This window comes from Salipiger sp. IMCC34102 (genome assembly GCF_004145405.1).
Classification (GTDB): domain Bacteria; phylum Pseudomonadota; class Alphaproteobacteria; order Rhodobacterales; family Rhodobacteraceae; genus Loktanella.
In genome coordinates, this window is sequence record NZ_SELQ01000009.1 from 80,370 (window position 1) to 107,162 (window position 26,793).

At 66.7% G+C, this 26,793-nt stretch carries 21 protein-coding genes, 1 tRNA gene and 1 pseudogene; 9 read left to right on the top strand and 14 right to left on the bottom strand.

Going from position 1 to position 26,793, the window contains the following annotated elements; genetic code table 11:
- Positions 1–79: 79 nt before the first annotated feature.
- Positions 80–283 carry a DUF1127 domain-containing protein gene (locus EU805_RS15400; protein WP_370318222.1) on the top strand — a complete coding sequence of 68 codons (204 nt, stop codon included), beginning with the start codon at positions 80–82 and terminating at the stop codon, positions 281–283.
- 34 nt (positions 284–317) lie between these two features.
- On the opposite strand, the gene EU805_RS15405 is transcribed toward EU805_RS15400, so the two are convergent.
- The 4 genes from EU805_RS15405 to EU805_RS15420 all read right to left on the bottom strand — a co-directional run bounded on the left by EU805_RS15405 (position 318) and on the right by EU805_RS15420 (position 3,603).
- On the bottom strand, positions 318–593 hold the full coding sequence (locus EU805_RS15405; protein ID WP_129764872.1) for a hypothetical protein: 276 nt from the start codon (positions 591–593) through the stop codon (positions 318–320).
- 120 nt (positions 594–713) lie between these two features.
- Positions 714–1,583, bottom strand: a complete 870-nt coding sequence (locus EU805_RS15410; RefSeq protein WP_129764873.1) for a 50S ribosomal protein L11 methyltransferase — start codon at positions 1,581–1,583, stop codon at positions 714–716.
- Between the two features lie 94 nt (positions 1,584–1,677).
- Positions 1,678–2,325 carry a peptide-methionine (S)-S-oxide reductase MsrA gene (msrA, locus tag EU805_RS15415; RefSeq protein WP_129764874.1) on the bottom strand — a complete coding sequence of 216 codons (648 nt, stop codon included), beginning with the start codon at positions 2,323–2,325 and terminating at the stop codon, positions 1,678–1,680.
- Positions 2,326–2,379: 54 nt separating this feature from the next.
- A complete protein-coding gene (locus tag EU805_RS15420; RefSeq protein ID WP_129764875.1) occupies positions 2,380–3,603 on the bottom strand; it encodes an MFS transporter in 1,224 nt (407 codons plus the stop codon).
- A gap of 170 nt (positions 3,604–3,773) precedes the next feature.
- On the opposite strand from EU805_RS15420, the gene EU805_RS15425 reads away from it, so the two are divergent.
- Positions 3,774–4,388: a hypothetical protein gene (locus EU805_RS15425; protein WP_129764876.1), complete on the top strand. Its 615-nt coding sequence runs from the start codon at positions 3,774–3,776 to the stop codon at positions 4,386–4,388.
- Positions 4,389–4,486: 98 nt separating this feature from the next.
- Here EU805_RS15425 and EU805_RS15430 read toward each other — a convergent pair whose 3' ends face one another.
- On the bottom strand, positions 4,487–6,679 hold the full coding sequence (locus EU805_RS15430; RefSeq protein WP_129764877.1) for a primosomal protein N': 2,193 nt from the start codon (positions 6,677–6,679) through the stop codon (positions 4,487–4,489).
- A 482-nt stretch (positions 6,680–7,161) separates the two neighbouring features.
- Between EU805_RS15430 and EU805_RS15435 the strand changes: the two genes are divergently transcribed.
- The 4 genes from EU805_RS15435 (at position 7,162) to EU805_RS15450 (ending at position 10,053) form a co-directional block, all read left to right on the top strand.
- Positions 7,162–7,881 (top strand): DUF484 family protein, encoded by a 720-nt coding sequence (locus tag EU805_RS15435; RefSeq protein ID WP_129764878.1) that lies wholly within the window; start codon positions 7,162–7,164, stop codon positions 7,879–7,881.
- The gene (locus EU805_RS15440) at positions 7,878–8,792 is read left to right on the top strand and encodes a tyrosine recombinase XerC (protein WP_129764879.1); all 915 of its coding nucleotides are present in this window, start codon (positions 7,878–7,880) and stop codon (positions 8,790–8,792) included. Before EU805_RS15435 ends, EU805_RS15440 begins: the two co-directional genes overlap by 4 nt.
- A gap of 83 nt (positions 8,793–8,875) precedes the next feature.
- Complete coding sequence (locus EU805_RS15445; RefSeq protein ID WP_129764880.1) at positions 8,876–9,571, top strand: phosphatidylcholine/phosphatidylserine synthase; 696 nt, start codon at positions 8,876–8,878, stop codon at positions 9,569–9,571.
- A 392-nt stretch (positions 9,572–9,963) separates the two neighbouring features.
- A tRNA-Ser gene (locus tag EU805_RS15450) sits at positions 9,964–10,053 on the top strand.
- A 264-nt stretch (positions 10,054–10,317) separates the two neighbouring features.
- Here EU805_RS15450 and katG read toward each other — a convergent pair.
- Entirely contained in the window at positions 10,318–12,516 is a 2,199-nt protein-coding gene (katG, locus tag EU805_RS15455; RefSeq protein WP_129764896.1) for a catalase/peroxidase HPI, read from the bottom strand.
- A 126-nt stretch (positions 12,517–12,642) separates the two neighbouring features.
- On the opposite strand from katG, the gene EU805_RS15460 reads away from it, so the two are divergent.
- Both EU805_RS15460 and EU805_RS15465 read left to right on the top strand, forming a co-directional pair.
- A complete protein-coding gene (locus tag EU805_RS15460) occupies positions 12,643–13,599 on the top strand; it encodes a hydrogen peroxide-inducible genes activator (RefSeq protein WP_129764881.1) in 957 nt (318 codons plus the stop codon).
- Positions 13,600–13,835: 236 nt separating this feature from the next.
- Entirely contained in the window at positions 13,836–15,143 is a 1,308-nt protein-coding gene (locus tag EU805_RS15465) for a mechanosensitive ion channel family protein (protein ID WP_129764882.1), read from the top strand.
- 62 nt (positions 15,144–15,205) lie between these two features.
- Here EU805_RS15465 and EU805_RS15470 read toward each other — a convergent pair whose 3' ends face one another.
- From EU805_RS15470 to EU805_RS15495, 6 genes are all read right to left on the bottom strand, one after another.
- Positions 15,206–16,972, bottom strand: coding sequence for a histidine kinase N-terminal 7TM domain-containing protein (locus EU805_RS15470; protein ID WP_129764883.1), 1,767 nt, complete (start codon positions 16,970–16,972; stop codon positions 15,206–15,208).
- A gap of 240 nt (positions 16,973–17,212) precedes the next feature.
- Positions 17,213–18,514, bottom strand: coding sequence for a TRAP transporter large permease (locus EU805_RS15475; protein WP_129764884.1), 1,302 nt, complete (start codon positions 18,512–18,514; stop codon positions 17,213–17,215).
- A complete protein-coding gene (locus EU805_RS15480) occupies positions 18,507–18,977 on the bottom strand; it encodes a TRAP transporter small permease (RefSeq protein ID WP_207208125.1) in 471 nt (156 codons plus the stop codon). The genes EU805_RS15475 and EU805_RS15480 overlap by 8 nt, the downstream gene beginning before the upstream one ends.
- A 60-nt stretch (positions 18,978–19,037) precedes the next feature.
- Positions 19,038–20,066: a TRAP transporter substrate-binding protein gene (locus EU805_RS15485; RefSeq protein ID WP_129764885.1), complete on the bottom strand. Its 1,029-nt coding sequence runs from the start codon at positions 20,064–20,066 to the stop codon at positions 19,038–19,040.
- A gap of 353 nt (positions 20,067–20,419) precedes the next feature.
- Entirely contained in the window at positions 20,420–21,343 is a 924-nt protein-coding gene (locus EU805_RS15490) for a glycosyltransferase family 2 protein (protein ID WP_129764886.1), read from the bottom strand.
- Between the two features lie 4 nt (positions 21,344–21,347).
- Positions 21,348–22,583: an oligosaccharide flippase family protein gene (locus EU805_RS15495; protein ID WP_129764887.1), complete on the bottom strand. Its 1,236-nt coding sequence runs from the start codon at positions 22,581–22,583 to the stop codon at positions 21,348–21,350.
- A gap of 200 nt (positions 22,584–22,783) precedes the next feature.
- On the opposite strand from EU805_RS15495, the gene EU805_RS15500 reads away from it, so the two are divergent.
- Complete coding sequence (locus tag EU805_RS15500) at positions 22,784–24,013, top strand: polysaccharide biosynthesis/export family protein (protein WP_129764888.1); 1,230 nt, start codon at positions 22,784–22,786, stop codon at positions 24,011–24,013.
- On the opposite strand, the gene EU805_RS15505 is transcribed toward EU805_RS15500, so the two are convergent.
- Both EU805_RS15505 and EU805_RS17770 read right to left on the bottom strand, forming a co-directional pair.
- A complete protein-coding gene (locus EU805_RS15505; RefSeq protein WP_242494196.1) occupies positions 24,003–26,645 on the bottom strand; it encodes a PAS domain-containing hybrid sensor histidine kinase/response regulator in 2,643 nt (880 codons plus the stop codon). The genes EU805_RS15500 and EU805_RS15505 overlap by 11 nt on opposite strands.
- Positions 26,646–26,666: 21 nt before the next feature.
- A pseudogene (locus EU805_RS17770) lies at positions 26,667–26,793 on the bottom strand (oxidoreductase); the annotation flags it as partial.

A 26,793-nucleotide genomic window follows, 5' to 3' on the forward strand; every position in this document is an offset into this window, starting at 1 on the left:
TCTCATTGCGCCCGAATAGTGGGCAGGCGTAACGAAATCTCGCCGCCGTTGGTGGCACATCATAAACTAGGAGCCAACCGTGGCTGTCATCTCGAACTCCCGCACTTTCGCCCTTCCGCGCACGCCGCGCGCGATGGGATACGTCTTCTCCAGCATCGCGGCCTGGAACGACGCCCGCGTGACCCGCAAGGCACTGTCGAAACTCACGACCCGAGAGTTGGACGACCTGGGCCTGACCCGCGCCGACATCGAAGACGTCGCCCGCGGCCGCATCGTCCGCTGAGCCTTAAAGGCGAGGCAGGCGACTGCCCTCGTCCTCAGGGCCCGAAGTTGACGAGGACATGCGCCAGCTTCACCGTGGCCGCGTCCGGCGTCATCGCCCAGGCGATGACGCGCTCGGGAAAGGTGCCGGCCGAGGCGATCTTGTCGACCTTCACCGCATAGACCCCGGGCCCCAGCAGCAGCATGGCGCTCACCTTCAGCATCACGTAGGTCAGCACGAGGATCGACACGCCCCGCAGCTTGTCGCGCCGGATTCGTCGCCGGAATCGGCTAACCGGCACGCGTCGGGCGGAGCCTGTCTCGGACCTCATGTTCGACGTCTTCTTCCGACTGGAAAAAGCCATTGTGCCTACCTTGTTGCGTGCCCCCGACGCGACTTGGCCCCGGGATTGCGGCATGCCGATGACATGGTTAGCCAATTGCCAAGGCGATCAGTCCTTGCGCAGGCAAAGCGTGGTCCAGTCGCCGATCGTGTCGCGGTGCGAGACGGTGAACCCCTCAGCCTGGTAGACCTTCGCGACCGCCTCGGCCTGCTCGTTGAGGATCCCCGACAGGATTGCCATCCCGTCCGGTGCAGTGCTGCGCGCCATGTCGGGAGCAAGCGCGATCAGCGGACCCTTGAGGATATTGGCGAAGACCAGATCGAAGGGTGCGGCCTGCGCCAGCACGTCCGACGCGAAGCCTGCCGCCACGTGCGAGGTGACGCGCCCGTCGAGCCCGTTGGCGGTAACATTGGCGCGGCTGACCTCGACGGCGGTCGGGTCGATGTCGGTGGCGATGACCGGGTTCGAGCTGATATGGGCCGCAGCCATGGCGAGCACGGCTGTGCCTGCGCCGATATCAACGGCGTTGATCGGGACGAAGCCCGCCTCCACCAGCCGGTCGAAGGCGCGCAGGCAGCCCAGTGTCGTACCGTGGTGACCGGTGCCGAAGGCCATCGCCGCCTCGATCAGCAAGGCGATCCGGCCCGGCGGCACCTTGTCGGCATCGTGGCTGCCGTAGACGAAGAACCGTCCCGCCTCGACCGGCGGCAAGTCGCGCCGGACCTTGGCAACCCAGTCCTCGTCGGGCACCTCGGATATCCGGAACTCCGCCGCCGCCTCGGTCGCCCCCAGCACGGCGAGTTGCACGGGGTCGGGGGCGTCATCGAAATAGCAGGCGACCTCGAACAGGCCGGATCCGTCCTCGACCTCGAAGACGCCGATGCCGGTGGGTTCGGGATCTAAGCCCTCCAACCGAAGCGCAAGGCGGTCGGCGGGCGCGCGGCCCGTCGTGGTGGTGATCGCGGTCCAGGTGGTCATGTCATAACTCCTTTGGCCAGTCCGTTAGCCCGGCTGCGCGCAAAGAAAAACCCCCGCCGGGTCGGGCGGGGGTCGGTGTCTGTCGCGGTGCGGCTCAGGCCGCCGTGCCGATCGGGCATGTCACCCCGGTGCCGCCGATCCCGCAGTAGCCATTGGGGTTCTTGGACAGATACTGCTGGTGGTATCCTTCGGCGAAGTAGAACTCGGGGGCGTCGACGATCTCCGTCGTGATCTGGCCGTAACCCGACTGGGTCAGGCGCGGCTGGAACTCGGCCTTGCTGGCCTCCGCCGCCGCACGCTGGGCGTCGTTCATGACGTAGATGCCAGAGCGGTACTGCGTACCCGCATCGTTGCCCTGGCGCATGCCCTGCGTGGGGTCATGCCCTTCCCAGAACACCTGCAGAAGGCGCTCGTAGCTGACCTTCGCGGGATCATAGACGACGCGCACCACCTCGTTGTGGCCGGTCTTGCCGGAGCAGACCTCTTCGTAGGTGGCATTGGGCGTGTAGCCGTCGGCGTAGCCCACGGCGGTGGAGTGAACGCCGTCGAGCTTCCAGAACATCCGTTCGACGCCCCAGAAGCAGCCCATGCCGAAAATGGCGATCTCCATGCCCTCGGGGACGTCCTTGATGTCGGTGTCCAGCACGTGATGCTGGCGTTCGGTGGGAATGGGCTGATCGCGGCCGGGCAGCGCGTCCTCGGGTTTGACCATTTCGGACTTGGCGCGGGACATGAAGAACATGGGAACACTCCTCTTTGGGGTTGTCCCTGATATAGGATCGCCACCGCGCCGTTTCTAGGCCACCACGGGCGCTGCGCCGAGCCGTGTCTCGTGCCCCGGAACCGGGTGGCGCGGGATCAGAAGCGCCAGGCAGACCGACACCCCCGCCATGCCTGCCGCCAGCCCGAACACCAGCCCGGGCGAGACCAGCCAGAGCAATCCCAGCAGAACAGGCAGGAAGACCGCGGCAATGTGATTGATGGTGAAGGCCACCGCCGCGGTGGGGGCGATGTCGCCGGGGTCGGCGATCTTCTGGAAATAGGTCTTCAACGCCAGCGCAAGGCCGAAGAAGATATGGTCGATCACGTAGAGCGCTGCCGCGACCGCCATGCCCCAGTCGAACAGGTAGACCCCGCCGTAGGCCAGGAACACCAGCATCAGGCCTATGTATTCGAACAACAGCGCGCGCTGCTCCCCGAAGATCGCGACGATCCGCCCCAGGACGGGCGCGATCAGCACGTTTGCGATCAGCGTGACGAGGAAGAGCGATGTGACCTCGTGCACCTCGAAGCCGAAACGTTCGACCATCATGAAGCCCGCGAAGACCACGAAGATCTGCCGCCGCGCGCCCGCCATGAACTGAAGCGCGTAGTAGAGCCAGTAGCGCCGGCGCAGCACGAAGGTCTTGAGTTGCGGATGCGGGGCCTCGAACTGCGGATAGGCCAGCAGTGCGAAGACCGCGATCGCCGCCGTGATCCCGCCGGAGGCGAGATAGACGAAGTTGTAGGACAGATCGAACGTCTCCCAGGTCATGACGATGGCGACGTAGGCCAAGAGTGTGGCCCCCGATCCCGCCGCCATGATCCAGCCCAGCGTCTGCGGCGCGCGGTCCCGGTCGATCCACTGCAGCTGCAGCGACTGGTTGACCGTCTCGAAGTAGTGGAACCCGATCGACGACAGCATCGTGATCGCGAGGATTCCGCCCATCTGGGGAAACCACGCGGTCACCGCCGTCGAGACGCCAAGGAGCAGCAGGGCGACGAGGCCCAGGACCTGCTCTCGAAAGACCATGATCAAGGCGATGACCCCGATCGCAAGGAAACCCGGTATCTCTCGGACCGTGTGCAGCAGGCCGATGTCGGCCCCGTCGAAGCCCGCGACCTCGACCACGAAGTTGTTCAGGAGCGCCGACCACGTGGAGAACGCGATCGGCATCGCCATCGCGACCAGGAACAACAGGGCAATAGGCCTGCGCCAAATAGGCAGGGCGGTCGCTTCGGAGAGTTTGACAATCTTCATGACACGGCTCTACGCCGTGGCGCGGGTTTTGGCGAGTCGCACGTCGATGGCGCAGGACGCGGTCGAGCGTGCTGTTGCCGGGTTGGCCGTGAAGGCGCCCTGCCCCGTTCGCGCACGAACAGCCGCATGCGACGGCTTGACGACGGGACAGGTCTGCGCCCCCATGGGGCATGGACGCCACCCCTCTCGATCCGCGCCTGCAGGTCGCCCTGTTCACCGCTTCGGTGACGGTGATCCTGTGGGGGCTCAAGCAACTGCTGGACGCCGTCGCCGCCTGGCGCGCGCGGCGGCGCAGTCGCGACCAGCTCGTGCGCGCGCTCTACGCCGAGGTCCGGTTCAACGTGGCCGAACTGGCCGACGCCGCCGCCAACGGCGTCAAGATCGAGGATATTCGAGAGGCGATGGAGCGTCGCACGGGTACGATTCCGCATATGACCGACGCGCGGCACGATGCGATCTGGCATTCGCGCCTGGCGGAGCTTCCCTTGCTGGAGGATGCGCTGATCGGGTCCCTCATCCGGTTCTACGGTCGAATGGAGAAGATCCACGTCCAGATCGCCGGGCTGAACCTGCCCAGCTACGCGACGATCTCTACGAACGGAAAGCTGAAGGTGATGGACCGCATCAACACACAGATCGCAGCCGCCCGGGACGACGGGCGCAAGGTTTTGGATCTATTAGAAGAGCACTACCCGACGATCCTGACCGCGCAGGCGGCGCTGCGCGCAGAAAACCGTCTTTCGGACAGTTTCGGATCAGACGACGACGGGGTCGGGACCGGATGACATGGGGGCTACCTTTCATGTGCGTGACGTCAAGATAGGGGGCCGCCTGCCCTCTGGCAAGATTGCACCGGAAGATGACCGAAAGGTAAACCTGCGCGTCAGTAAAAGCTTTGCGGATCGATATCGATCGCCATGCGCATCTCGCCCCGCAACTTGAACTGCCCGGCCCAATCGGCAAGGGCACGTTGCAAGGGCGCGGCCTTGTCGGCCTTCACCAGAAGGCGCACGCGATGGCGCCCCCGGATCCGCGCGATGGGGGCCGGTGCGGGGCCAAAGACCTGCGCCCCGATACGGCGCAGGGGTGCATCCTGACGCGCCATCGCCGTACCCAGATCGAAGACTTCCTGCACGTCGGTCGAGGACAGAACGATCCCCGCCATGCGCCCGTAAGGCGGCACGCCCGCCGCACGACGCTCGGCGGCCTCGGCCTCCCAGAAGGCCTCCTCGTCGCCCGCGATGGTGGCGCGGATCACGGCGTGGTCTGGCTGGTAGGTCTGCAAAAGCGCCTCGCCCGGCTTGTCCGCCCGGCCCGCGCGCCCGGCCACCTGCCGCATCAGCTGGAACGTCCGCTCGGCGGCGCGCAAATCGGAGCCCTGCAGCCCGAGGTCCGCGTCGATCACCCCTACCAGCGTCAGATTCGGAAAGTTGTGCCCCTTTGCCACCAGCTGCGTGCCGATCACGATATCGGCCGCCCCTTCCGCGATCTGCGCGATATGCGCCTTCATCGCGCGGGCGGACCCATAGAGATCGCTCGACAGCACCGCCACGCGGGCCTGCGGGAACAGCTCCGTCACCTCCTCGCCCATCCGTTCGACGCCGGGGCCCACGGCGGAAAGCTTGTCCTCCGCTCCGCAGGACGGACAGACGGTGGGCATCGGTTTCGTCTCGCCGCACTGGTGGCACATTAACCGTTTGAGAAAGCGGTGCTCGACCATGCGCGCGTCGCAGTGATCGCAGCCGATCTGGTGCCCGCAGGCCCGGCACAGCGTCACCGGCGCGTAGCCGCGGCGGTTGAGAAACACGAGGCTCTGCTCGCCGCGGTCGAGCCGGTCCTGCATCGCCGCGCGCAGGGCGGGCGACACCCATCGGCCGCCCGGCAGGTCCTGCTCGCGCATGTCGATCGCGCGCATCTTCGGCAGCACCGCCGCGCCGAACCGCGCGGTGAGCGTCAGGCGGCGGTACTTGCCTGCCTCGACGTTGGCCCAGCTTTCCAGAGACGGCGTGGCGGAGGCCAGCACCACCTGTGCAGACAGGCCCGCCGCGCGCAGCACCGCCATGTCGCGGGCGTTGTAGAGCACGCCATCCTCCTGCTTGTAGGAGGTGTCGTGTTCCTCGTCGACGACGATCAGCCCAAGGTCGCGGTAAGGCAGGAACAGCGCCGAGCGTGCGCCGACCACCATCGGCGCGTCCCCCTGCCCGACCATCCGCCAGACGCGGCGCCGTTCGGTCTGGGTCACGCCGGAATGCCATTCGGCGGGCCGCGCCCCGAACCGCGCCTCGACCCGTTCGATGAACTCGCCTGTCAGCGCGATCTCGGGCAGCAGGACCAGCGCCTGTCGCCCCTGCCGCAGGCATTCGGCAACCGCCTCGAGGTAGACTTCGGTCTTCCCGGAGCCGGTCACGCCCTTGAGCAGCGTGGTGCCGTAGATGCCGTCGCGCAGACCGCCGCGCAGCACCTCGGACGCTTGCGCCTGATCCTCCGTCAGCGCCTTGCCACCGTGATCGGGATCAAGCGCGGGATAGGGCGTGTCGCGCGGGGCGTCCTCTTCGCGGACGGCGCCCTGCTTGGCCAGGCCCTTCACGACCGAGACGCCGACGCCGGCCATGTCCGCAAGTTCCTTGCCCGTGAACGACAGGCCGCCGTAGTCGCGCAGCACATCCAGCACGCGGGCGCGGGCGTCGGTCTGGCGCGTGGGCGCCGTGTCGCCCAGCCGGTAGACCTTGCGGGTGCCGGGCGGATCGCCCAGCCCCGGGGCGCGGGTGGCCAGCCGCAGCATCTGGTCGAGCGGGGTCAGCGTGTAGTCAGCCGCGCGGGCCAAGAAGCTGCGCATCTCGTCGCGCATGGGGGCCACGTCGAGCACGCGGATGACCGAACGGACCTTCGCTGCGTCGTAATCCCCGGCCCCCGCCTGCCAGACGACCCCCAGAACCTTGCGCGGCCCCAGCGGCACTTCGACGAAGGCGCCGAGAAAACAGCCGCCCTCCGGCGCCTTGTAGTCCAGCACCCGGCCCAGCGGCTGGGTCGTCAGCACGCCGACAAGCGTACCTTGGGGGAAATGGGATGGGGTCATGGCGACCTGAGAGTGGGACCGAAGGTGCGAAAGGGTCCCCACGAGGTAATGGCTTGGCAGCCAAAGGCCAAGCCCGCCCGCGGTCCGCAAGCCGGGTCCCGCATTCTTGCGGGAACATCGTCACCGAACAAGACCGGTGCCGCCCAGGTCCAAAGCCATTCCGCAAAAGGAAAAAAAGCGCGCCCCGTTTCCGGGGCGCGCCTTGAGCGTTGATCATCCACTCGATGGGAACACTTAGGTCGCTCCCGTGCCTCCGCCAAGCCGCCCGTTTGTGCAGTGTCGAAAATCCGCCTGCGGGGTTACTTTTCTGCATCAGATAAGGCGCGCATCCACGGTCCGCCCAGGAAACAGGCACGCGCAGAGTTCCGCCGACCGCCTGTCTCCGAGCGGCATCACATCCGCCCGACCTCGGCCCGAGGGCTGTGCGCCCGCGACCGCAGGATGTAGTCTCGCCGAAAACAGTCCAAAGAGACCCAAGCGACATGAGCAGCCAATCCCCCCTCACCGGTCCTCTCCGGGACCAGATCCTGTCCGATCCCGACCTCGTTCTGGACGACAAGGACATCATGCGCGCGCTGGTCGCCGCGAACGAAAACGCGATGGGCGGCAATGTCGTCGACCTGCGCGGCGTCGCGATGGAGCGGCTCGAGACCCGGCTCGACCGGCTGGAGGATACCCACCGCTCGGTCATCGCCGCGGCCTACGAGAATCTCGCCGGCACGAACCAGGTGCATCGCGCCGTGCTGCGCCTGATGGAAGCGCCGCGATTCGAGACCTTCCTTTCGGATCTGGCGGGCGACGTCGCGGATACGCTGCGCGTCGATCGGATGCGCCTCGTCCTTGAATCGCAAGCCAGCCCCGACGATCCCGCGGTGCGCACGCTGGGTTCCGTTCTGAGCGTGGGAGAGCCGGGGTTCTGCGACCGCTACATCACCGGGGGACGCGACATCCCGGTCCGCCCCGTGACGCTGCGGCAGGTGCAGGGCCAGGGCACGCTGATCCCCGGGGACGATGCCGACTTCATCCGCTCCGAGGCCTGCCTGAAGCTGGACCTCGGTCCGGGTCGCCTGCCCGGAATGCTGGTGATGGGCTCCGAGGATCCGCACCTCTTCACCGCGCAGCAGGGGACCGATCTGCTGGGCTTCTTCGGCGGCGTGTTCGAGCGTGTGATGAAACGCTGGCTGGACTCGGGCGCGGCGTGATCTCGCCGCAGCTCTCAGCGGCCCTGACCGGCTGGCTTGCGCATTGTCAGGCTCTGCAAGGGGCCGCGGAGACCACGATCACCGCCTACAGGGCCGACGTGGCGGGGTTCCTGTCCTTCATGCAGATGCACCACGCAGAGCAGGTCGGCCTTGGCCCCATCGCGCGGATCACGACCACCGACATGCGCGCCTGGATGGCCCACGAACGCGCCCGCGGGGTCGGCGCAAGATCGCTGGCGCGCGAACTTTCGGCGGTGAAGAGCTTCTATCGCTGGCTGTCGGACCGCGAGGGGTTCGAGCCCACGGCCGTCCTGTCGATCCGCGCGCCCAAGTTCACCGCGAAACTGCCCCGCCCGCTGGAAGTCGATGCCGCCCGCGCGATCATCGACCGGGTCGAATGCCAGTCCGAGGAGCCTTGGGTCGCCGCCCGCGACGTGGCCGTCGTCACCGTGCTATGGGGCTGTGGGCTGCGCATCTCCGAAGCGCTGGGCCTGACCGGGCGCGCCCTGCCCCTGCCGGAGGTGCTGCGCATCACCGGAAAGGGTGGCAAGGAAAGGGTCGTTCCGGTCGTCCCCGCCGCCCGCGCCGCGGTGGACGCCTACGCCAGGCTCTGCCCGCATGAGTTGACCCGCGACGCGCCGCTATTCCGCGGCATCCGGGGCGGGCCGCTGAACCCGCGCGCGGTGCAGAAGGTCATGGCAGCCTCGCGCATGCAACTGGGCCTGCCGGCCAGCGCCACGCCCCACGCGCTGCGCCACAGCTTCGCAACCCATCTTCTGGCCGCCGGGGGAGATCTGCGCGCGATCCAGGAACTGCTCGGCCACGCGAGCCTCTCCACCACGCAGGCCTACACCTCCGTCGACAGCGCGCGCCTGATGGAGGTCTACGACGCAGCCCACCCGCGCGCCTGAACTCCGCTGGCCTTCTGCCAGTGCATGCTACATCGTGAGAGAAGGCAGCCCCGTCTGCATCCCGTGTCCAAGCAGAGGATCCCATGACCCCAGCCCAGAAAGCCCTCGGCGTCCATCTTCTGACCGCGACCGGCGCTGTCCTCGCGATGCTCGCCATGCTGGAAGCCGTTCAGCACGACTGGTCGATGATGTTCGTCTGGCTGGTCGCGGCACTCTGGGTCGACGGGATCGACGGCCCCCTCGCCCGCCGCTACGACGTCCACACCAACGCGCCCATGTTCGACGGCGTGCTGCTCGACCTGATTATCGACTATCTCACTTACGTGTTCATTCCCGCCTACGCGCTTTACGGATCCGGCCTGATGGACGGCTGGTCCGGCTGGGTGGCGATCATCGTCATCACCTATACATCGGCGCTCTATTTCGCGGACACGCGTATGAAGACCACCGACTACAGCTTCCGCGGCTTTCCGGGCTGCTGGAACATGCTGGTGTTGGTGCTTTTCGCGCTGACCCCGCCGTGGTGGGTCTGTCTTGGCCTCACGATCGTGCTGTCCGTGGCGATGTTCCTGCCGGTGAAATTCGTCCACCCCACCCGCACGAAACGCTGGAGCATGTTGACCCTGCCCATGTCGGTGGCCTGGGTGTTCTTCGCCAGCTGGGCCGCACTCAGCGGGTTCGAGAACATCCCCCTCGTCGACATCGGCCTGATCGTGACGAGCGTCTACCTCACCCTCGCCGGTGCCGCACAGCAACTGCTTTACGGCCCCGAGGGCTGACGCAGTCCGCGCTGCCGGGCAAAAATGCGCTTGAAATTTTAACGATCGCCGGGACGGGCGAAAGGCGGGCGAGCCTTCGACGCGGCGCTGCGAAAGGCGTCTTTCGCGACTTTATACCAGCATCGGAACCGCGGGCGATATTCCTCGGCGGAGTGATATTTTTAAGACTATTGGGCCCCGTTCCGGTCGGATCGTCACGATGAACCGAAGCGGCAAACCCTTCGATACATCCTACCGATGCGCTGCTCAAAACAAGCAACCGGTGCACCAGAGCCTCTTGAGATTGCAGCGTCGGGCGATAGGTCGAACGCCAGTCGGAAACGTCGTTTCATGCCCCGGGTCCACCAATAATTCCCTTGTCCTGCCCAAACGTCGCCGTTAGACGGGTCAGCGGAGACGTGGCCGAGTGGTCGAAGGCGCTCCCCTGCTAAGGGAGTAGGCCCGGAAGGGTCTCGAGGGTTCGAATCCCTTCGTCTCCGCCAGACCACCTCCGTCCGAGGCTTTTCCTAGATTTCCAGTGCGTTGGTAGGGCTTCAGCCCTTGGTCGCGCGCGGTCGCCCGATGCTGACCCTCACTCCGCGACGAGGCGTGGAGCGAACTCGCCTTGGGCGATCGGTGCCATGCTGTAGAAGTGTTCAATCGCGGCGGCTTGCGGTTTTGCGTGATCATGGGAGGAAGGTGGCGCGCCTTGCATGGGAACCGCCCCGCCCCTTTAAAGGGGCGGGGCGGATGGCAATCAACCCAGTTCAGGCTAGGTCGAACCGATCGGCGTTCATGACCTTGGTCCAGGCGGCCACGAAATCCTGGACGAACTTCGAGGCGTTGTCGCTCTGGGCGTAGACCTCTGAGATGGCCCTCAATTGCGAGTTCGAGCCGAAGACCAGGTCGCAGCGCGTTCCGGTCCACCGGGTCTCGCCGGTCTTGCGGTCGCGCCCCGTGTAGGTCGTCGCTCCCTCGCCGTCGGGTTTCCACTCGACTCGCATGTCCAGCAGGTTGACGAAGAAGTCGTTGGTCAATTGACCCGGACGATCCGTCAGGACCCCGTACTGTACGCCGCCCGTGTTCGCATCGAGCGCCCGCAGGCCACCCACCAGCACCGTCATCTCGGGGGCGGTCAGGGTCAGAAGCTGGGCCCGATCGACCAGGAGTTCCTCCGGCGAGGCGGTGTAGCTCTTCAGCTGGTAGTTGCGGAACCCGTCGGATTTCGGCTCCAGCGGCTCGAAGCTTTCCGCGTCGGTCTGCTCTTCGGTGGCGTCGGCCCGGCCGGGGGTGAAAGGCACCGAGACGTCGAAACCCGCGTCCCGCGCGGCCTTCTCGACCGCCGCCGTGCCGCCCAGCACGATCATGTCGGCCAGGGATACCGGCTTGCCGAACTTCGAGCGGATGCCGTCCAGGACCTGCAGGGTGTTCGCCAGGCGTGCGGGATCGTTGACCTCCCAGTCCTTCTGCGGGGCGAGACGGATGCGCGCGCCATTGGCCCCGCCCCGCTTGTCCGACCCGCGGAAGGTCGAGGCCGAGGACCAGGCGGCGTGCACCAGATCGGGCACCGACAGACCGCTGGCAAGGATCTGCTGCGACAGCTCCTTGACGTCGCTGTCTCCGATGACCTCGTGCTCCCAGGCGGGGATCGGGTCCTGCCAGATCAGGTCTTCCTGCGGCACCTCGTCGCCCAGATAGCGCACCTTGGGCCCCATGTCGCGGTGGGTCAGCTTGAACCACGCGCGGGCATAGGCATCGGCAAAGGCTTGGGGATCATTGCGGAACCGCTCGGCGATCTCGCGGTAGACGGGGTCCGCCAGAAGCGCGAGATCCGAGGTGAACATCATCGGCTGGTGCGATTTGCCGGGATTGTGCGCATCCGGCACCGTGCCCGCGCCCGCATCGCCCTTGGGTTTCCACTGGTGCGCACCGGCGGGCGATTTCGTCAGCTCCCATTCGTAGCCGAAGAGCGTCTCGAAGTAGCCGTTATCCCAGGCGGTGGGCTTTTGGGTCCAGGCACCTTCGAGGCCGGAGGTCACGGTGTGTTCGCCGTGGCCGGTCTCGAAAGGATTCTTCCAGCCGAAGCCCATGTCCTCCATGGCGCCGCCCTCGGGCTCCGCGCCCAGGATCGTGGCATCGCCGTTGCCATGCGCCTTGCCGAAGGTATGACCGCCAGCGATCAGGGCGACGGTCTCTTCGTCGCCCATGGCCATGCGGCCGAAGGTGTCGCGGATGTCATGGGCCGAGGCTGCCGGATCGGGATTGCCGTCGGGGCCTTCGGGGTTGACGTAGATCAGGCCCATCTGCACGGCGGCCAGTGGGTTTTCGAGGTAGCGCCCCTCGGCCTGGTCGCCGTAGCGCGCCGCCCCGTCGAGCCAGGTGTCCTCCATCCCCCAGTAGATGTCTTCCTCGGGCTCGTAGATATCTTCGCGACCGCCGCCGAAGCCGAAGGTCTTGAAGCCCATAGTCTCCATCGCGACGTTGCCGGTCAGAATGAACAGGTCTGCCCAGCTGAGCGCGTTGCCGTACTTCTGCTTGATCGGCCACAGCAGGCGGCGGGCCTTGTCGAGGTTGCCGTTGTCCGGCCAAGAGTTCAGCGGGGCGAACCGCTGCGAGCCGGAAGACGACCCGCCGCGCCCGTCGGCCGTGCGGTAGGTGCCGGAGCTGTGCCAGGCCATCCGCACGAAGAACGGACCGTAATGTCCGTAATCGGCGGGCCACCAGTCCTGGCTGTCGGTCATCAACGCGGCCAAGTCGGCCTTCACCGCGGCGAGGTCGAGCGTCTGGAACGCCGCGCGGTAGTCGAAGCCTTCGTCCATCGGCTGGGTTTGCGGCAGGTTCTGGTGCAGGATCTTCAGGTTCAGCTGGTTCGGCCACCATTCCCGGTTCGACCGGCCGCGGTTGGTCGTGTGGGTCGTGGCACCGTGGATAACGGGGCATCCGCCGGAGGTGTCGCTTCCGTCCATCATGAGGCAGGTCCTTCTTCTTCGCATGAGACTGGCCCGGTCTACCGGGCCGGGATGACGTCGGCATAACGCAAAACGATCATCGGTTTAAGTTGCGTCTACGTATGGATGCGATAACTTTGGGTTATGGCAGATCCGACATTGAAACAACTCCGCTACTTCGAAGCGCTCGCCCAACATGGCCACTTCGGTCGCGCGGCCGATCTTTGCGCAATCTCCCAGCCCGCGCTGTCGGTCCAGATACAGGCGCTGGAGGCGATGCTGGGACTGCCGCTCTTCGAACGGGGCCACCGCAGCCTGCACCTGACGGAATTCGGCGAACGGTTCAGACCGCGCGTGCAGGACATCCTGCGCGCCGTCGATGACCTGACCGATCTTGCCCGGGTCGCGCAGGACGGCCTTCGGGGCCTGCTGCGGATCGGTGTGATTCCGACCGTCGCCCCCTACATCCTGCCGTGGCTCCTCAGGCAACTGTCGCAAGACTTCCCGAACCTCCAGGTTCGCATCCGGGAGACGACGACCAAGGCGCTGGTCGATGAGTTGAAGGACGGGCGGATCGACACGGCCATCGTCGCCTTGCCCGTGTCCGAGCCGTCGCTGCAGGAGGCAGCGCTGATCTCGGAATCCTTCGTGCTCGTCCGCCCTGCACGGGACGGCGGCCTTCCACCGCCAGACCGTCACGCCTTGCCTGACATGGGTCTGCTGCTGCTGGAGGAAGGACATTGCTTTCGCGATCAGGCCCTGTCGTTTTGTGGGGTCGGCAGCCCTACGACCGCAAGCGGTCTGGATGCCACGTCCCTGTCGACGCTCGTGCAGATGGTCGGTGCCGAAATGGGTCTGACGCTTTTACCAGAGATGGCCGTGGCTCTCGAAAGCCGCGGTGCCGCGGTCACGGTTTCCCGGTTCGCACCGCCTGCGCCCACGCGGACGATCGGCCTGATCTGGCGAAAGACCTCTCCGCTTGCGGACAGGATGCCTCCTTTGCTCGATTCCATCGCCGCCGCGCTGGCCCGCAAGAGCGCAGGTGATCTCGGCCCCTCGCCAGTCGCTCCTGTCGATAGCGCGGATCGGTCCGGCGCATAGACCGGCGGGGGTCCGGCGCATCGCCGTATGCACCAGGGGTCGGCAACCCGCGACTTGCAATCCTTCGCTCCCATCCTGACAGGGATATCAGCTTCCATCGCGTATCCGACAGCCGTCGCCGTGTTCCGGCGCATCCTGCATCGTGGCGCAGGGACGCGAGCGACACCATCCAGCGAATGCGGCGTCCGCTTGCCGAACCAGATGGATGATCGGCGAGCAAGCGGCTATCAAGAGGCATGAAACGCCTTCTCGTGATCTTGTTCCTCACCCTCCTTGCCGCGCAGGGCCTTGCCCAGGAGGGCGATGCGCCGGGGCCCACCGTCTCGGTCGACGGCGCACCTGCTGACGACGCCATCGCGGCGCGGCTCCGGTCCATCGTGGCGGCCCTCGATTACGCGGGGATCGCAATTTCGGTCGACGCAGGGGTCGTCACCCTGGCGGGCGACATCGCCGATCCGGCCATCGCCGACACCGTCGCAAACATTGCCGAGCGGCTGGAAGGGGTCGTGGCGGTCCAGAGCCAGCTTGCAACCTCGGACGACATCGCCCAGCAGATCAATCCCGCCTTCGATCGGTTCCGTGCGCGCCTGGAGCAGTTCATCGCCCGCTTGCCGCTCTTCTTCGTCGCGGCCATCGCCTTTGCCGCGATCACAGCACTGGGTTTCTTCCTCGCGCGCTTGCGGGTCTGGGACCGGCTAGCCCCGAACGCCTTCATCGCTGGCATCTACCGCCAGGCCTTTCGCGTGGCCTGCGGGATCATGGGGATCGTCATTGCCCTCGACCTCGTCGGGGCGGTGGCGCTTCTGGGAACCATCCTGGGGGCGGCAGGCATCATCGGCCTGGCCATCGGCTTCGCGGTCCGCGACACGGTGGAGAACTTCGTCGCCTCGATCATGCTGAGCGTCCGGCAACCCTTCCTGCCGAACGACCTGATCGAGATCGAGGGGGACGTGGGCCGCGTGATCCGGCTGAACTCCCGCGCGACGATCCTGCTGTCGCTCGACGGCAATCACATCCGCATCCCAAACGCGACGGTCTTCAAGGGCCGTATCGTGAACTACACCCAGAACCCCGCGCGGCGGTTCACCTTCGACATCGGCATCGACCCCGACGCCGACCTCGAAGCGACCCGCCGGCTGGCGCAGGATACGCTGCGGGCCCTGCCCTTCGTGCTCGACGATCCCGAGGAACTGGTCTGGATCGAGACCATCGCGGAGCCAGGTGCCGTCCTGCGTGTCACGGGATGGATCGACCAGACCGTGACCGGCTTCAGCTCCGCCCGCGGGGATGCGATCCGACTGGTCAAGGAAGCGATCGAGGCCGCCGGCGTCGCCATTCCCGACACCACGTACCGCATCCGGCTCGAAGGGTTGCCGGGTGCCGCGGAACCGCCGGCCAAGCCCCCCTCGCCCGCGCGGCCGCCTCAGCCGGAGGTCCCGTCCGAGTCGACCAGCAAATCGGAAGAGCATGCGTTGATCCCCCTCGTCGCGGCAGAACGCCGGGGGGAAGACGACCTGCTCGACCAAGACGTGGAGCGCGAGTAGCCTCCCGCAGGATGTGAGTAAGGCGGTGCCTTGAACGGCCCCCGATCGGCAGATGGCCCGACTTAGGCGCAATACGACGGCACGAGGGGTTGCTCGCCCAGTTGACCCGCCTGGGCGAATTCCAGGTGGAAGGTGGTGCCGAAGCCGACACGACTTTCGTAGAACAGCTTGCCCGACAGCCGCTCGGCCAGACGCTTCGAGATATGCAGGCCAAGGCCCGACCCTTGACCGAAGGCCTGTCCGCCGTTCTCCAACTGTTCGAACCGCCCGAACACCTTGTCTTCCATGCCATCGGGTATCCCGCTGCCGGTATCGCGGATCGACAGCCTGACCCGCCCGTCCACGACCGTGAGCGCGCCCTCGACGATGCCGTGCTCGTTCGAGAACTTGATCGCGTTGGAAATCAGGTTGTCGATGATCTGACGGATGGCGAAGTCGTCGCCGGTGACGATGGCGGATGTCTCCCGGTTCGGCATGACCAGCCGCACGCCCCGGCCCGCGGCATACATCCTGTTTTCGTCGAAGCTGTCTTCCAGAAGCTTGCCGAGGTCGACCGTTGCCGTATCCAGTGAAAGCGCCTCGAGGTCGATCTTCTGGGTCAGCAGGATATTGTCGACGAGCCGGGACAGCCGGATCCCGTTGCGATTGGCGATCTCCAGAGAAGAGCGGATCGGTTTCGTCAATTCTCCCAGATGGCCGCTCAACGCCAGCGTCAGCCCGCCCCTGAGCGAGGTCAGCGGCGTCCGCAACTCGTGGCTGACGACAGAGACGAACTCGTCCTTGGCGCGGCTGGCCGCATCCGCCTTTTTCAGCGCGTCTTCCAGTTGGAAGGTGATCGCGATACGGTCCGTGATGTCGACGAGGGTGATGCTCCACCCCAGCAGACGCCCCACGGGATCAAGCGGATTGCCGACTTCGCGGACACGGGGTTCGTAGATCCGTTCCCCAAGGGACAGGTGGGAATACGCCTTCGGCGTGTCCAGCCTGTCGACACTGGTGCGAAGTGCATCCCGGAACCGGCGGAAGCCGTGCTCCCGCGCCGAGGCCTTTGCCGCCGCGTTCATCAGGACGATCTCGTGATGCTTGTCGACCATCACCACGGGCTCGCTCATGGTGTTGAACAGTACGCTCCGCCCGACGGAAGCCATGTCCATCGTCCTGTTCGTCATTAGCATCCACGTGAACGGCAACAGTCCGAGCGTGAACATGAAGGGGGTTGGATCGGCTCCGTAGACCGTGAAGCCCAGGCCGATGTAGGCAAGGTTCCCGATGACCGGCATCGAGGTGACGAGAACAAGCGCGGCCAGAAGCGGCCAGGCGGATCGCTCTGCCCGGACGAATGCCCGGATCAGGCAGAAGATTGCTGCCGCCGCGAAGGCGTAGAACAGTCCGACGATCGCGTAGAACCCCGGCCCATGCACATAATCGATGTAGGTTTGCCCGGTCGGAATGGCCGTCGCATCGGTATAGAGCAAGTGATGCCAGGCATTCGTGGCCGCGAAGACGAAGACGGCCGTGGGCAAGATCGCGAGCGCAAGCCCGGCCTTCCGCCCATGGGTGTTGTTATCGACATAGGCGAGAACGAAAAAGTACCAGGCCACCGGCACCAGACCGTGGCCGACCCACGCGAGCGTCGCGAAATGGATCTGGCAATCGAAGCCCGGCGAAGACGCTTCGAACCCGACCATCAGCAGGGTCCAGATCATGGCGAGGAAAGCCAGCGCATAGTGGATCTTGCCGTTGAAACTCTGAAAGACAACCGTGCAGATCAGGACGAGAGCGGCAAATGCGCTGATCCCGATCGTGCTCCAGAGTATGGGAGCGATCATCAATTCTTCGAAACATACCGGCATGAAAGTTAATTCGCGTAAATTAAACTCGATTTGGTTTCATCACGAGGTTGTGTCCCAAATTTGACGACCGCGCGAAAAGGGGGTGACGTCTTCGCGCTGCGGTTAAACCCGACACGACAAAGCGACTGCCTTGCAGTAAAACTAACCGCAATCGCGACCAACCTGGATCGCGGTGAGCAAGCGGTGCGGCTGCCCAAGTGGAACGTGAATGCCGTGCTAGAACGCCTGACCGGGCAGCCACAGGATCAGGGCCGGGAATAGAAGCAGTATGGCCAGCCGCAGGATGTCCGCCAGGATGAACGGCAGGATGCCGCGGACCACTGTCCCTTGCGCCACGCCCTGCGACGCGGCCTGCACCACGAACAGGTTCATGCCGATGGGTGGCGTGATCAGCCCGATCTCGGCCACCGTGACGACGATTATGCCGAACCAGATCAGGTCGTAGCCGATCTCCAGCGCGACGGGGGCCAGAAGCGGGACGGTCAGCAGGATCATCGACATCGAATCCATGAAACAGCCCAGCACGATGTAGAAGACCAGGATCAGGACCATCACCGCCAAGGGCCCGAGACCCGCGGCGCGAATCTGTTCGATCAGAAGCTGCGGCAATCCGGTGGTTTCGAGGTAGAAGTTGAACAGCGCGGCCCCCACCAGGATGAAGTAGATCATTCCCGTCAGCGCCGCCGTCTCGAAGACGGACGCCTTCAGCGCGGCCCAGGTCAACTCTCCCGACGCCAACGCCAGGACGAAGGCACCGACCGCCCCGACGGCCGCGGCTTCGGTGGGCGAGAACCAGCCAAGGTATATGCCGCCGATGACGAGCGCGAAAAGCACCACGACCGGCCAGACGCGGCCCAGATGACGCATCCGATCCGGCCAGTCGGTCCGGTCGGACCGGGGGGCGAGGTCGGGGCGCATCCGCACCCGCACCGCGATGGCGCCCGCGTAGAGCAGCGCACCCAGCAGACCCGGCACGAGGGCCGCGATGAACAGCTGGCCGATCGAGCTTTGCGTGAGCAACCCGTAGATCACCAGCAGGACCGAGGGCGGGATCAGCACGCCCAGCGTGCCCCCCGCCGCCACCGTGGCCGTCGACAAGGATGGATCGTAGCCGCGCTGGTCCATCTGCGGCAGGGCCACGCGTCCGATGGTCGCCACGGTCGCCAGCGACGATCCGCAAATCGCCCCGAAGACGGCGCTCGCCCCCACGGTGGTGATCGCAAGCCCCCCGCGACGGTGGCCCACGAAAGAGGCGATCACATCGAAAAGCGCGCGCGACAGCCCCGCGTGCGACGCGAAGACCCCCATCATCACGAAAAGCGGTATGACGGAAAAGGAATAGGGAAAGATCGATTCGAACGGGCTCGACCCCATGACGTAGGCGACGCCGGTCCAGCCGTTGAGATACCAGTACCCCAAGCCCCCGATCACGCCCATCGAGATCGCCACCGGCAGGCCGAGCGCGATCAGGACGAGTGCTGCACCGAACCCCAGAAGTCCCAGAACAGGGTCACTCATCACGCACCAACAACCGTCCGAGGATCGCCACGATCGAGACCGCCAGCCCCACCAGCAGGGGATACCAGAACCACGCGACGGGAATGCCCAGTTGCTGGGAGGTATCGCCGAACATGGTACGGGTCTGGAACGTCAGGTAGCCTTGCCACAGCATCAGCCCCACCAAACCAAGACTCGCAGCCGCCGCCAGCGCGATAAGCGACAGGCGCGGACCACGCGGCAGGCGTTCGATCAGGAAGTCCACGCTGACATGCGCTCCGGTGAAGAAGGCGTAGGGCAACACCAGCCATGCGCCGGCGACGACGAAAAGCTGCACCAGGTCCACGACCCCCAGCACAGGCAGCCCGATCCGCCGCCCAAGGATGTCGACGACCGTCACGACCGCCGCCGCCCCGTAAGAGGCGACGCCCAGCACGGCCAGGGCCTGAACCAGCCACCCGACCATTCCCGCAATCAGCGACACGGCGTCAGCCGCCCCGCCGGGGCAGGTCCGTCGCCAGAACCGGGCCAGCAACGTCGCGCCTCATTCCGCGATGTCTTCCTCGTAAGCTGCGACGCGGTCCTGCATGGCCTTGTAGATCTCGGCCGCGTTCTCGACGCCCGCATCCTCGACCGATTGGACATATGCCTCCATCATCGGCTGCAAGGCCTCCTCCCAGCGGGCGCGTTCCGCGTCGGAAAGTTGCGTGATCTCGTGGTTTGCGGCGATCGCCCCGTCGCGGCCGGGCGCATCCCAGTCGTCCCACCAGTCGGCGAACTTAGCGACCAGCACATCGCCGGAATTGTCGTCGATGCAGGCCCGCGCCGTCTCGCTCAAGCCATCGTAGCTGTCCTGGTTCATGACGAAGAAGAACGACACCGTGTAGGCGCCAAGCTCCAAGTGATAGTTCAGCACCTCGTTCAGGCCGAAGCTAGCGACCGGATCCCAAGGGAACACCGTTCCGTCGATCACGCCGCGTTGCAGGCTCTCGTAGACCTCGCCGGGCGGCAGTCCCTGCGGATCGGCCCCCAGCGCCGAGAGCATCTCGGACACGGCGGGGCTGGGCGTACGGATACGAAGACCGTTCATGTCCTCCATCGTCTCGACCCGCGTGTCGGTGGTATGCACCAATCCGCCGTTGTGGGCGTGCAGCGCGAGAACCTTCAGACCGTCGTATTCCTCGGCCAGGTACTCGGGGAACAGATCCCACAGCGCCTGCGTCGCGGCCCCGGCGTCGTCCGTCAGGAAGGGCATGTCGATAAGCGAGGTGCGCGGAAACCGCCCCCGGGGAATCCCGTGCAGCCCATGCGCGATATCCACGACGCCGGCGAGCACCTGTTCCTGCTGACGCGCCACGTTGCCCAGCTGGGAGCCTGCGGCCGAAACCTCGAACTCCAGCTCGCCGCCAGCGCATTCGGCGACGGTCTCCGTCCAGGGGACGATGAAATCGGTATGGATTCCGTGCACCGAGGGCAGGAAGTGGCTCACCTGCAAGGTCGTTTGCGCTTGTGCGCTGCCGGCAGCGGCCAGCATCAAGGCGCACAGGGCCGTGGCGGTGGTCGTCTTCGTCATGTGGTCATCCTCCCAGATGGTCATTGCGCCACGACGGCGCGGTCTCGTCGGTTCCCCGACCGGCGCATCACCCTCCAATGATGCACCGCCGCGATCCGCGGCAGGGGTCCAGGATGGCTGGCGACACGTCTTCCGACGTCCGCGCCTTCGCAAGTCCCTCCGCCGTCGCCGGACGTGGCGATCCGCGCCGATAGGTCCCATCCAGTAAAGGCCTATCCCAAGGCACCGTCAATGTCGGACCGGCAGGGAAAGGCAACGGCGCGGCGCGACATTGAACGTTGTCCCCGAAGCCCGGTCTGGACGGCAGACGGCACGCGCCGACCGCGCGGTATTGCCGGCGGTCTTCGTCGCCCTCAGCGAGAGAAAAGTTGCGCCGACAGGCCCCGCGGCATGACCAGTGCCGCGCAGACGGCGGCCAGCGTCAGCACCCCGCGCCGCGGGGTCGAGAAGAACGCGGCCGGAGAGAACGCCAGCCCGCGCAGCGCGTAGCGCAGCGCATCGGTGCGCCGTTGACCCAGCCGCAGGGACCGGCGCGCGAGGTAACGCTGGTGGATCGCCTCGGCGGCGCGGTCGGGGGCATGACCGTAGCGCGTGGCGGTCCGCAGCGCGGTCTCGCGACCGGCTGCCATCGCCTCGAGGTCGGAGGACAATCCGCCCGCACTGGTCCGGTACCACGTCTGGCATTTGTCGATGCCGAGGATCATCGCGCCGTCGCCGACCAGGCGAATCAGCCATTCCAGGTCCTCGTTGTGCACGATCGCCGGGTCGAACCCGCCGGTCTTTGCAAAGCTGTCCTGCCGGACGGCGATGTTCGACATGGTGCAGACCGGATTCTCGGCCAGCAGCATCGGGATCGTGAGCGGCCCCTGCGGCACGGTCGAAAAGGTCACCGCATCCGTCGGTGTGTCCCGAAAGAAGGCGATCTGCCCGTAGGCCGCGTCCACCGAGGGGTCGGCGAAGGCGCGCGCAAGTTCTTCCAGCTTGGTCGGTGACCAGATGTCGTCGGCGTCGCAAAACGCGATGACCGTGCCGGGCCCCGCGTGGGAAGCGCCGTGGTTGCGGGCATCCGACGGCCCCTTGCCGCGATTGCGCAGCAGCGTGATCCGCGGGTTGTGCTCGAACATCGCGCGCACGATGGCGACCGTGTCGTCCGTCGATCCGTCATCGACGCAGATCACGGTCCAACCATGATGGGTCTGCTTCTCGATGCTGGCCAGCGTCTCGGGCAAGGTGGTCGCGGCGTTGTAGCAGGGAATGACGATGGTGAAGTGGGACATGGGATCAAACCTCGGAAGGGCGGGAGGAAAAGGCGGCGCGCACGGCCGGTAGCGAGGCGCCGATGAAGATGGTGGTGGTGATGACGGCATAGCCCGTGGCCACCGCCGTCAGGCCGAGCGGGGCCAGCAGCACCGTGTTGGCGACGACCCCGGCGGCGAGCGCGACGGTGACGGCCAGTTCCACCTGCGGGCGATCGTTGGCCCGCAGCCAGACCGAGGCGGCGGTCCACAGGGTCGTGGGGATCGCCACGAGGCAGAGGATCGCCACGATGTCGCCGATCCCGGTCCAGCCCTCGCCGAACAGGACGGGCACGTAGTAGGGGGCGGCCAGGGCCTGCAGGATCACGACCGGACCGATCAGACCGACACCGCTGAGGATGCTGCCACGCAGGGCCGCGTTGCGATCGGCGGTTTGGGTCAGATGCGGGAAAAGGACAGTAGCAAAGGCGATGGTGAAGGCGTTCGACAGGCTGAGACCCGCGTTGAAGGCCATGAAGTAGAGGCCAAGCGCCTCGGATCCCATCAGCAGCCCCACGATCAGCTTGTCGGCCTGCAGGCGCATTGCCTTGACCAGTTCCACGCCAAGGACGGCCCATCCGTAGGTGACGAAGGGACGCAGCGGCGCGAAACCCGCCGCGGCATCGCGGGTCCAGGGGTGCAGACGGCGCACCGCGATCAGCCAGATCGGCGCGGACAGCAGGCGTGGCAGGATCAGCGCCAGCGCGGACGGCCAGACCAGCACCAGGAGGACCGACATCAGGTTGGCCCCCACCACCTGCGCCCCGGCGATGGAGGCCGTGTGGCGCAGCTTGCCCGCGCGCATGGCTAGGGCCACCTGTACCAGTCCCGCCGGCATGAAGAGGTATTCGACCCCCAGAAGCAGGATCAGCAGGGCGAGCGTCGCACTCGCCCCGGTCAGCCAGAAACCCGCCGCGATGGCCGCCTGCAGGGCGAACATCGCGATGCTCCATCCCCAGAAGATGCGATGCGCGGTGGCGCAGGTCGCCTCGAGGTCCTCGTCGCGGGCGGCGATGATGCGCTGTCCGACACCGTTCTCCGTCAGGGACTTGAGGATGTCGCCCGCCGCCATCGCCGTCGCGGCCACACCGATCTGGGTCAGGTCCAACGTCCGGGCCACGGCCATGACGACGATGAGCCGCGACGCCTTCGAGGCCACTTCGGACGCGCCATAGGCCATGAGATTGGCGACGAGCGTGCTTTGGCGCGTGGGTGTTTGCATGCGAGGTGTCTCCCGGGGGGCGGTGTCTGGGTCTGTTCTAGGGGATGGGGGGCGGCCCTGTCGCGCGCGCCTCCGGGGAGGAGAGGCGCGCAAAAGCGCAACAACCTATCCCCCCGGATAGGCCGGGGGCCCGCCGGTGCTTGGCCCGCGTGGGTTGAATGGCCTAGGCTTCACGCAACGTCCCATAGCCGAGGTGCGCCTTGCCCGGATCCTGTCTTCTTCGCTGGGCGCTGCCCTTGCTGGTGCTGGCCTCGGCCTGCACCCGCTACGACCGGCCCGACAACCTCGAGCCGGTGGCCCCGGGCGCGGCCTACCAGGCGCAGTGGCGCGAGCCGACCGTGTCGCGGGCGGGGGCGATGTACCTGCGCTCGGAGGCGCTGAACGCGGCCAGGTGCCTGCCCTTGGGCGGGGTGGACGCCGACGGGACGGGGCTGGGCAAGGGCAGCTCGCTCGCCCAGGCGATCCTGCGCGGCGAGCGTCTGTCGCGCAACGACCTGCTGGACGTGCGCGTGGGCGAGGATCCCACCTTCAGCGGGTCCTACGTGGTCTCGCGCGACGGCACGCTGAAGCTGCCCTTCCTCGACCCGATCCCCGCCCAGGGCCGGTCCACGGCAGAGGTCGAGGCCGACATCCTGCGCGGCCTGCGGGCGCGGGACTTCTACACCCAGGCCCCGCAGCTTTCGGTCCGGGTGACGGATTACGCCTCCGTCTCGGTCGCGGTCTCGGGGGCCGTCTTCGAGCCCCGCGCGGTCGAGATCGGCGGCACCCCGGGGGACGGTCTCGACGTGCTGCGCCAGGCGGCCCTCGGCGCCTCGACCGAGGCGCGCAACCTCTCGGCCGCGCTGCGCGCCGCGGGCGGGGTGCGCCCCGACGCCGACATCTCGGCGGTGGAGGTGCGGCGGGCCGGCGCGCTCTACCGGCTGGACATGCGCGGCGTCTTCGAGGGGCAGAACGCCGTCGACATCATGCTGCTGACCGGGGACGAGATCCGGGTGCCGAGCCGGCGCTGCTTCCAGGGGGACCTGATGCGGCCCAGCCCGATCAGCCCGCCGGGGGTCAGCCTGTTCCTGTCGAACCTGACGCAGCCGGCGACGGACAATGCCTCCTCGGCCATCGGGCAGACCGTGCGGGAGGTGCCCTACGGCACGCGCTACCTGCAGGCGGTGATCGACGCCAACTGCGTCGGTGGGCCGCGCAGCACCAGCGCCGACCGCTCGGCGGTGCTGTTCAGCCGCAACCCGGTGACCGGCGTCTCGGCGGTGATCGAACGCGACATCGAGGATCTGGTGCGCCGCGCCGACCGCGACGACTACGACCCCTACCTGCTGCCCGGCGACGCGCTGGCCTGCTACGACAGCACGGTGACCAACGTGGCCGAGATCGGCCGCATCTTCGGCATCCTCGGCGCCACCACCCTGCTCACCCGCTGAGCGCCGCGCGGGTCCGCGCCCAAAGCGCGTCGAGACCGGCGAGCGACGCGGCGACCGCATCGCGCCCGCCCGCCTTCGCCGCCGCCTCGACCGCCTTCAACCGCTCCCGCAGCGCCACCGCCCCGAAAACCGCCGCGCTGCCGGCGACCTTGTGGGCCCGGGCCGCGATGTCATCGAGTTCGGTATCGGCGGCATCCCGGACCCCCTCGAGCAGGTCATCGACCTCCTTCACGAAGCGCCCCAGGAACTTCTCGTAGCCCGCGGCCCCCATCACGTCGCGGGCTTCGGCGTTGTGGGCGGCATCGAGGACCGGGGCGGTATCATCGGCGGGGGCTGCCGGCGCAGGACCGACATCACTGGCGGGCGTTGGGGAGGCCGCAGGCCGGTCCGGGGCGGCGGGTTCGGCCGAAACCGCGGTAGGGGCCACCGCGGACGCCTGTCCATGGGTGGCCAGAACCTCGGCCAGGGCGGCCTTCGACAAGGGTTTCATCAGGATGCCGTTCATCCCGTCGGTCATGAAGTTTTCCTGCTCCTCGCGCATGGCATTGGCCGTCAGCGCGACGATCGGCGACGCCGACGAAGGCCCGGCGCCCTGCCGGATCGCACGGGTGGCCGTGCGCCCGTCCATCACCGGCATGCTGATATCCATCAGGATCAAATCGAACCGGCGTGTCGCGGCGCAGGCCACGCCGCGCTGTCCGTCGACGGCCAGCGTCACGCGGTGGCCGGACGCCTCGAGCATGTCGCGGGCCACCGTGCGGTTGATCTCGTTGTCCTCGACCACCAGCACATCGAGCGGGCGGACCGGCCCGGGAACGGGGGGGAGCGCGGCCCTCTTTGCGACCGGCTTGGCAGCGGCGGGTTCGGCGGGAACGACGGGCAACTTCACCCAGAATGTGCTGCCCTGGCCCAGCGTGCTGTCCACCCCGATCTCGCCGTCGAGGGCGCGGACGAACCGCTTGGCGATGCTCAGGCCAAGACCGGTGCCGCCGACCTCCCGGTCGTAGGCGGCGTTGCCGGTCACGAAATCGTCGAAGACCCGGGCGGCGAGATCCGGTGCCATCCCTGGTCCGGTATCGGTCACGGCAAAGCACAGCTCGATCCGTTCGCCTGCCGGTTTCGCCTGGACCGTCAGCGTGATCTTGCCGTCCCTCGTGAACTTCACCGCATTGCCCACCAGGTTCATCAGCACGTGCTGCAGACGGTCGTGATCGGACTTGATCCAGTTCTGCGGCTCCCCCTCCCAGCCCCATTCCAGCGCCGTCTTGTTGGCCGCGGCCATGCCGGTCTGACTGTCGACGATGTCCTGCAGCAGGATCGAGAGGTTCATCGGCTCGGACCGGGTGCTCATCTTGCCAGCGTCGTAGCGCGTGATGTCGAGCACATCCGAGATATGGCGCATCAATAGCCGCCCGGAGGTGTCCATGTTGCGCATGAAGCGCGCCTGCTGGGGGCTGAGCTGGGTGTCGCGCAACAGGTCCATGTTGCCCAGAAGACCGTTCAGCGGGGTCCGGATCTCGTGGCTCATGGTGGCCAGGAATTCCGTCTTCAGCTTCTCGTTTGCAAGCGCCGTGTCGCGGGCCGCGACGAGTTCCGCCTCGTCCGCGACGCGGCGCGAGATGTCGCGCAGGAAGGCGATGAAGATCTGGCCCGCATCCGTCACCGAGGACTGGATCGACAGCTCCACCGGGAAGAGATCGCCGTCGGCGCGCATCGCCTCGAGCCGCACGCGTCCCTTGCCCACCACCCGCTTCTCGCCACCCGCCCGCATCCGCGCCATGCCTGCGTCATGGGCGTCGCGCAGGTGCGGCGGCACGATGACCCGGCCAAGGTCGCGGCCGATGACGTCCTCCGCGCGGTATCCGAAAATTGCCTCGGCGGCGGGGCTGAAGGTCACGATCCGGCCCTTCGCATCGCTCACGATCACCCCGTCGAGAGAGGTGCCGAGGATCGCTTTCATGCGGTTCGCCGTCTGCGCCTGCTGGCGTTCGCGGTGCTGGTTCGTCCGGATCAGCCGGACAAGATAGAGCACGGCCAGCGCCAGCATGCCGATCAGGATGGCAAGCGCCACGGCCAGTTCCATCATGGTCGAGGCGACTTCCCTGCGCTGCGTGTCGGACGCCACCGCAAAGAGGTCGAGCCCCGCCGTCGACAGCCCCCGCACGGTCCCGCGGACCACCTCGGCGCGGTCCCTCAGGTCGGGCAGGCCGGATTGCAGATCCGCATCGGAGGCGTCGATGACGGGGACGGTCTCTTCCAGGAATGCCTGGATTTCGCCCAGTTCCGACCGGAAGGTCGCGTCCTTCCGCAGGTCGGCGAAGACATCCGCCTGGCGGAGCGTGGCGATGCGGCTGTAGAAGACGTCGAACTTGCGCCGCAGGTCGCTCAGGTCGGGATCGGTGCGCCCCAGCCGCGTGGCGAACTCGAGGAACTCCACCTCTGTCTGGGCCAGCGACCACTGGACGTTGTCGGAGTTGGCCGACCCCAGCAGGCGCACCTCGCGAGAGACGTTGAAGGTCAGGAAGACGATCGCCGCCACGACCACGAGGCCGGAGACGACCGCGAAACTGCGCCCGACCCGTCGCCGCCTGTGCGGTCCGAAAGCCAGATCCATCCCTCCCGCATCAGCCATGACCCGCGTGTCCCTTCCGGGTTACCCTGCGACTTCGATCCTGTCGAGTTGCCAGATGCTGCGGGAGTAGATGACTTCGGAGCGGTATTCGGGGGTGTCGTCGTAGGGGTAGACGATCCAGAGGGGGCCCTTGTCGCGGACCTGCATC

What these genes read in the sequence shown, in the direction of transcription:
- EU805_RS15445 (WP_129764880.1), top strand. Translation starts at nt 8,876, where the DNA reads ATGACCCCAGCCCAGAAAGCCCTCGGCGTCCATCTTCTGACCGCGACC.
- EU805_RS15465 (WP_129764882.1), top strand. Translation starts at nt 13,836, where the DNA reads ATGAAACGCCTTCTCGTGATCTTGTTCCTCACCCTCCTTGCCGCGCAG.
- EU805_RS15505 (WP_242494196.1), bottom strand. Translation starts at nt 26,645, where the DNA reads ATGGCTGATGCGGGAGGGATGGATCTGGCTTTCGGACCGCACAGGCGG.
- EU805_RS15490 (WP_129764886.1), bottom strand. Translation starts at nt 21,343, where the DNA reads ATGTCCCACTTCACCATCGTCATTCCCTGCTACAACGCCGCGACCACC.
- EU805_RS15495 (WP_129764887.1), bottom strand. Translation starts at nt 22,583, where the DNA reads ATGCAAACACCCACGCGCCAAAGCACGCTCGTCGCCAATCTCATGGCC.
- EU805_RS15425 (WP_129764876.1), top strand. Translation starts at nt 3,774, where the DNA reads ATGGACGCCACCCCTCTCGATCCGCGCCTGCAGGTCGCCCTGTTCACC.
- katG (WP_129764896.1), bottom strand. Translation starts at nt 12,516, where the DNA reads ATGGACGGAAGCGACACCTCCGGCGGATGCCCCGTTATCCACGGTGCC.
- EU805_RS15475 (WP_129764884.1), bottom strand. Translation starts at nt 18,514, where the DNA reads ATGAGTGACCCTGTTCTGGGACTTCTGGGGTTCGGTGCAGCACTCGTC.
- EU805_RS15470 (WP_129764883.1), bottom strand. Translation starts at nt 16,972, where the DNA reads ATGATCGCTCCCATACTCTGGAGCACGATCGGGATCAGCGCATTTGCC.
- EU805_RS15405 (WP_129764872.1), bottom strand. Translation starts at nt 593, where the DNA reads ATGAGGTCCGAGACAGGCTCCGCCCGACGCGTGCCGGTTAGCCGATTC.
- EU805_RS15420 (WP_129764875.1), bottom strand. Translation starts at nt 3,603, where the DNA reads ATGAAGATTGTCAAACTCTCCGAAGCGACCGCCCTGCCTATTTGGCGC.
- EU805_RS15435 (WP_129764878.1), top strand. Translation starts at nt 7,162, where the DNA reads ATGAGCAGCCAATCCCCCCTCACCGGTCCTCTCCGGGACCAGATCCTG.
- EU805_RS15460 (WP_129764881.1), top strand. Translation starts at nt 12,643, where the DNA reads ATGGCAGATCCGACATTGAAACAACTCCGCTACTTCGAAGCGCTCGCC.
- msrA (WP_129764874.1), bottom strand. Translation starts at nt 2,325, where the DNA reads ATGTTCTTCATGTCCCGCGCCAAGTCCGAAATGGTCAAACCCGAGGAC.
- EU805_RS15430 (WP_129764877.1), bottom strand. Translation starts at nt 6,679, where the DNA reads ATGACCCCATCCCATTTCCCCCAAGGTACGCTTGTCGGCGTGCTGACG.
- EU805_RS15485 (WP_129764885.1), bottom strand. Translation starts at nt 20,066, where the DNA reads ATGACGAAGACGACCACCGCCACGGCCCTGTGCGCCTTGATGCTGGCC.
- EU805_RS15410 (WP_129764873.1), bottom strand. Translation starts at nt 1,583, where the DNA reads ATGACCACCTGGACCGCGATCACCACCACGACGGGCCGCGCGCCCGCC.